The sequence below is a fragment of the Agromyces terreus genome, from assembly GCF_009749465.1.
Lineage (GTDB): Bacteria > Actinomycetota > Actinomycetes > Actinomycetales > Microbacteriaceae > Agromyces > Agromyces terreus.
Window position 1 is genome coordinate 1 of the sequence record NZ_WBIS01000021.1, and the last position, 6,079, is coordinate 6,079.

Below are 6,079 nucleotides of genomic sequence, written 5' to 3' on the forward strand. Positions count from 1 at the left end.
AACCGTATCGGTGGTTGTGGTGGTTGGGGTGTTAAATGCAGGAAGGCCACCCGTTGGGGTGGCCTTCCTGGTAATGGTTGTCCGGCGGTGTCCTACTCTCCCACAGGGTCCCCCCTGCAGTACCATCGGCGCTGTCAGTCTTAGCTTCCGGGTTCGGAATGTGTCCGGGCGTTTCCCTGACGCTATGGCCGCCGAAACTCTTGCCACATCCTGCACCGGTCCCTGCCGGTCGTTTGCCCGGGGGTGGTGGGTGTGTAGTTTCGTGAACTCCCGTCCCAGGGATGCGTGTCGCATGCCCGGGGTTGGGTGTTGTGTTCGTTGTTGAGTTGTCTGTTGTGTTTCCGTCTGTTGGGAACCACAGAGTGGACGCGAGTCATCAGGCCACACACACGCCTTTTACGTGAATGCACTTTCGTGTGTGTGTAGTGAGTTTTCAAGTTATCGGCTTATTAGTACCGGTCAGCTCCGACAGTCGTTAGTCCTGTCTTCCACATCCGGCCTATCAACCCAGTCGTCTGGCTGGGAGCCTCTCCCCCAATGGGGATGGAAATCTCATCTCGAGGCCGGCTTCCCGCTTAGATGCTTTCAGCGGTTATCCATCCCGAACGTAGCTAACCAGCGGTGCTCCTGGCGGAACAACTGGCACACCAGAGGTTCGTCCAACCCGGTCCTCTCGTACTAGGGTCAGATCCTCTCAAATTTCCTGCGCGCGCAGAGGATAGGGACCGAACTGTCTCACGACGTTCTAAACCCAGCTCGCGTACCGCTTTAATGGGCGAACAGCCCAACCCTTGGGACCTACTCCAGCCCCAGGATGCGACGAGCCGACATCGAGGTGCCAAACCATGCCGTCGATATGGACTCTTGGGCAAGATCAGCCTGTTATCCCCGAGGTACCTTTTATCCGTTGAGCGACAGCGCTTCCACAAGCCACTGCCGGATCACTAGTCCCGACTTTCGTCCCTGCTCGACCTGTCAGTCTCACAGTCAAGCTCCCTTGTGCACTTACACTCGCCACCTGATTGCCAACCAGGTTGAGGGAACCTTTGGGCGCCTCCGTTACTTTTTGGGAGGCAACCGCCCCAGTTAAACTACCCACCAGGCACTGTCCCTGAACCGGATCACGGTTCGAAGTTAGATATCCAGAGTGACCAGAGTGGTATTTCAACAATGACTCCACCGACACTAGCGTGCCAGCTTCACAGTCTCCCACCTATCCTACACAAGCCACACCGAACACCAATACCAAGCTGTAGTAAAGGTCACGGGGTCTTTCCGTCCTTCTGCGCGTAACGAGCATCTTTACTCGTACTGCAATTTCGCCGAGTTCGCGGTTGAGACAGCTGGGAAGTCGTTACGCCATTCGTGCAGGTCGGAACTTACCCGACAAGGAATTTCGCTACCTTAGGATGGTTATAGTTACCACCGCCGTTTACTGGGGCTTAAATTCTCAGCTTCGCCTTGCGGCTAACCGGTCCTCTTAACCTTCCAGCACCGGGCAGGCGTCAGTCCGTATACATCGTCTTGCGACTTAGCACGGACCTGTGTTTTTAGTAAACAGTCGCTTCCCACTGGTCTCTGCGGCCCTGCAGCGCTTCCCCAAGCAAGTTGGTTCACGCCTTAGGCCCCCCTTCTCCCGAAGTTACGGGGGCATTTTGCCGAGTTCCTTAACCACGATTCTCTCGATCTCCTGAGTATTCTCTACCTGACCACCTGAGTCGGTTTGGGGTACGGGCGGCTAGAACCTCGCGTCGATGCTTTTCTCGGCAGCATAGGATCACCCACTTTTTATCCGCATCGTGTCTCAGCCATCATGAGCGACGGATTTGCCTATCGCTCGGCCTACGCACTTGCCCCGGGTCAACCATCGCCCGGGTTGGGCTACCTTCCTGCGTCACACCTGTTAATACGCTCACTCCACCAGATGGGGTCGCATGCCGCCTCACGATCGTCCCCGAAGGGATCCACGCGTCTTGGGATGCTTAGCACTCCTGATTTCATGTGGGCGGTTCTTCGCCGGTACGGGAATATCAACCCGTTGTCCATCGACTACGCCTGTCGGCCTCGCCTTAGGTCCCGACTTACCCAGGGCAGATTAGCTTGACCCTGGAACCCTTGGTCTTCCGGAGGACGGGTTTCTCACCCGTCTTTCGCTACTCATGCCTGCATTCTCACTCGTGTGGCCTCCACGGCTGGTTTCCACCGCCGCTTCACTGCCCACACGACGCTCTCCTACCCATCAACACGGCTGGACCACGAAGGCCTACCATCAATGTCAATGCCACAACTTCGGTGGCGTGCTTGAGCCCCGTTACATTGTCGGCGCGGAATCACTTGACCAGTGAGCTATTACGCACTCTTTCAAGGGTGGCTGCTTCTAAGCCAACCTCCTGGTTGTCTGTGCAACTCCACATCCTTTCCCACTTAGCACGCGCTTAGGGACCTTAGTTGGTGGTCTGGGTTGTTTCCCTCTCGACGATGAAGCTTATCCCCCACCGTCTCACTGCTGCGCTCTCACTTACCGGCATTCGGAGTTTGGCTGACGTCAGTAACCTGTTGAGGCCCATCGGCCATCCAGTAGCTCTACCTCCGGCAAGAAACACGCAACGCTGCACCTAAATGCATTTCGGAGAGAACCAGCTATCACGAAGTTTGATTGGCCTTTCACCCCTATCCACAGCTCATCCCCTCCATTTTCAACTGAAGTGGGTTCGGTCCTCCACGACGTCTTACCGTCGCTTCAACCTGGCCATGGATAGATCACTTCGCTTCGGGTCTAGGACATGCGACTGAATCGCCCTATTCAGACTCGCTTTCGCTACGGCTGCCCCACACGGGTTAACCTCGCCACATATCACTAACTCGCAGGCTCATTCTTCAAAAGGCACGCTGTCACACCAACAAGGGTGCTCCAACGGTTTGTAAGCAAACGGTTTCAGGTACTATTTCACTCCCCTCCCGGGGTACTTTTCACCTTTCCCTCACGGTACTTGTCCGCTATCGGTCATCTGGGAGTATTTAGGCTTATCAGGTGGTCCTGACAGATTCACGCGGGATTTCTCGGGCCCCGCGCTACTTGGGATACCTCTCCGGCCGGCCAGGCATTTCGACTACGGGACTCACACCCACTCCGGTCCGCCTTTCAATGCGGTTCGTCTATACCTGACGCGTCACCGTGGTTGACCGGCAGATCAACCCGAAAGGTCCCACAACCCCGACCATGCAACCCCTGCCGGGTATCACACATGATCGGTTTAGCCTGTTCCGCGTTCGCTCGCCACTACTTACGGAATCACGGTTGTTTTCTCTTCCTGTGGGTACTGAGATGTTTCACTTCCCCACGTTCCCTCTACCCGCCCTATATATTCAGGCGGGAGTCACCAGGTCACCCAAAGGGCCTGGCGGGGTTTCCCCATTCGGAAATCCTCGGATCACAGCTCGTTTATCAGCTCCCCGAGGCTTATCGCAGATTACGACGTCCTTCTTCGGCTCCAGATGCCAAGGCATCCACCGTTTGCTCTTAGAAACTTGAAATCACATGAGTTCGATCGAATTCGTGCAGCACCCGAAAGTGCTGCGAAATTGACCAGTGAATACGCCAAACAACACACCCGAAGGCATGCCCTTGGCGACTCACCTTTTGTGATCCAGGACCAAAGGCCCTGAATCTAAGATGCTCGCGTCCACTATGTAGTTCTCAACAGACGGCCAGAACCCCCACACCCACCAGCATGAAAACTGATCTCGGCGAAGGTCTGAAGAAACCATCACCCCCCGACACCGAAGCATCAAGGGTTCGTCCGGTCCCTCAGGACCCAACAGCGTGCGCGCACCCACCCGGCCGGCCCCCACCGTTCCAACCCACCGAAGCGGGCGTACTAGGTCTGAACCATTCAGACGAGCACCTATGTCAATGTTCCACCCATGAGCAACCAGCAAGCCACATTGGACTTGATCTGGTCTGCACTGCGAAAGCCCGAAGACTTCCGAGTTGCTCCTTAGAAAGGAGGTGATCCAGCCGCACCTTCCGGTACGGCTACCTTGTTACGACTTAGTCCTAATCACCGATCCCACCTTCGACGGCTCCCTCCACAAGGGTTAGGCCACCGGCTTCGGGTGTTACCGACTTTCATGACTTGACGGGCGGTGTGTACAAGGCCCGGGAACGTATTCACCGCAGCGTTGCTGATCTGCGATTACTAGCGACTCCGACTTCATGAGGTCGAGTTGCAGACCTCAATCCGAACTGAGACCGGCTTTTTGGGATTCGCTCCGCCTTACGACATCGCAGCCCTTTGTACCGGCCATTGTAGCATGCGTGAAGCCCAAGACATAAGGGGCATGATGATTTGACGTCATCCCCACCTTCCTCCGAGTTGACCCCGGCAGTCTCACATGAGTTCCCACCATTACGTGCTGGCAACATGCGACGAGGGTTGCGCTCGTTGCGGGACTTAACCCAACATCTCACGACACGAGCTGACGACAACCATGCACCACCTGTAACCGAGTGTCCAAAGAGTTCCACATTTCTGCGGCGTTCTCGGTCATGTCAAGCCTTGGTAAGGTTCTTCGCGTTGCATCGAATTAATCCGCATGCTCCGCCGCTTGTGCGGGCCCCCGTCAATTCCTTTGAGTTTTAGCCTTGCGGCCGTACTCCCCAGGCGGGGCGCTTAATGCGTTAGCTACGACACGGAAACCGTGGAAAGGTCCCCACATCTAGCGCCCAACGTTTACGGCGTGGACTACCAGGGTATCTAATCCTGTTCGCTCCCCACGCTTTCGCTCCTCAGCGTCAGTTACGGCCCAGAGAACTGCCTTCGCCATCGGTGTTCCTCCTGATATCTGCGCATTCCACCGCTACACCAGGAATTCCATTCTCCCCTACCGCACTCTAGTCTGCCCGTACCCACTGCAGGCTGGAGGTTGAGCCTCCAGATTTCACAGCAGACGCGACAAACCGCCTACGAGCTCTTTACGCCCAATAATTCCGGACAACGCTCGGACCCTACGTATTACCGCGGCTGCTGGCACGTAGTTAGCCGGTCCTTTTTCTGCAGGTACCGTCAAGCCGAAGCCCTTCTTCCCTACTAAAAGCGGTTTACAACCCGAAGGCCGTCATCCCGCACGCGGCGTTGCTGCATCAGGCTTGCGCCCATTGTGCAATATTCCCCACTGCTGCCTCCCGTAGGAGTCTGGGCCGTGTCTCAGTCCCAGTGTGGCCGGTCACCCTCTCAGGCCGGCTACCCGTCGACGCCTTGGTGAGCCATTACCTCACCAACAAGCTGATAGGCCGCGAGTCCATCCCAGACCGAAAAACTTTCCACCCCAAACCATGCGGTTCGAGGTCCTATCCGGTATTAGACGTCGTTTCCAACGCTTATCCCAGAGTCCAGGGCAGGTTACTCACGTGTTACTCACCCGTTCGCCACTAATCCCCCAGAGCAAGCTCCGGGTTCATCGTTCGACTTGCATGTGTTAAGCACGCCGCCAGCGTTCGTCCTGAGCCAGGATCAAACTCTCCAAAAAAAATGGTTCCCAACACCGAAGTGCCGAGGAGTTTGTTCACTGACAGAGAAACAACTGACTATCAAAATCAAATTGTCCATCAATCAAAGGAATCCATACCCACTCCGAAGAGCAAGCTGGGGTTCAATAAATTGGCATTGAACATAGTGCACGCTGTTGAGTTCTCAAGAAACGGACGCACCCGAACCAGACAACCCACAACCGCGGGCCCGACCTTCAGGGCAACCTGTCAACCATACCACCACAACCACCACAACCAAACCCAAAGGCCGGCAACAGCAGCACCCCGAAAACCCAAACCCGAAACAGGCCAGACCAACAAGGAAGGTGAGAAGTTCAATCCTAGACTTGAAATCACCGAGTCGCAAACGCGCCTACGAGGTTATTTGGCTAGAATCTTCACCCAGCAACCAGACCGAAGCTTTCCGCTTCTCCCTGACCGCCGCGGCGACAAGTAAGAATCTACAAGCCCCCACCCCCACCACACAAATCCACCCCACATCCCGGGCGTGTCGCACCAACCCCACCACCACAAAACCCAGACCAACGG

At 55.9% G+C, this 6,079-nt stretch carries 3 rRNA genes; all 3 read right to left on the reverse strand.

The features are described 5' to 3' along the window. Window positions 1-79 precede the first annotated feature (79 nt). The 3 genes from rrf to GQQ92_RS16355 all read right to left on the reverse strand — a co-directional run bounded on the left by rrf (window position 80) and on the right by GQQ92_RS16355 (window position 5,529). Window positions 80-196, reverse strand: a 5S ribosomal RNA gene (rrf, locus tag GQQ92_RS16345). A gap of 233 nt (window positions 197-429) precedes the next feature. Next, window positions 430-3,534: ribosomal RNA gene (locus GQQ92_RS16350) — 23S ribosomal RNA — on the reverse strand. Between the two features lie 468 nt (window positions 3,535-4,002). Beyond that, a 16S ribosomal RNA gene (locus GQQ92_RS16355) occupies window positions 4,003-5,529 on the reverse strand. Together the 16S, 23S and 5S rRNA genes form the textbook arrangement of a ribosomal RNA operon. Window positions 5,530-6,079: the final 550 nt, after the last annotated feature.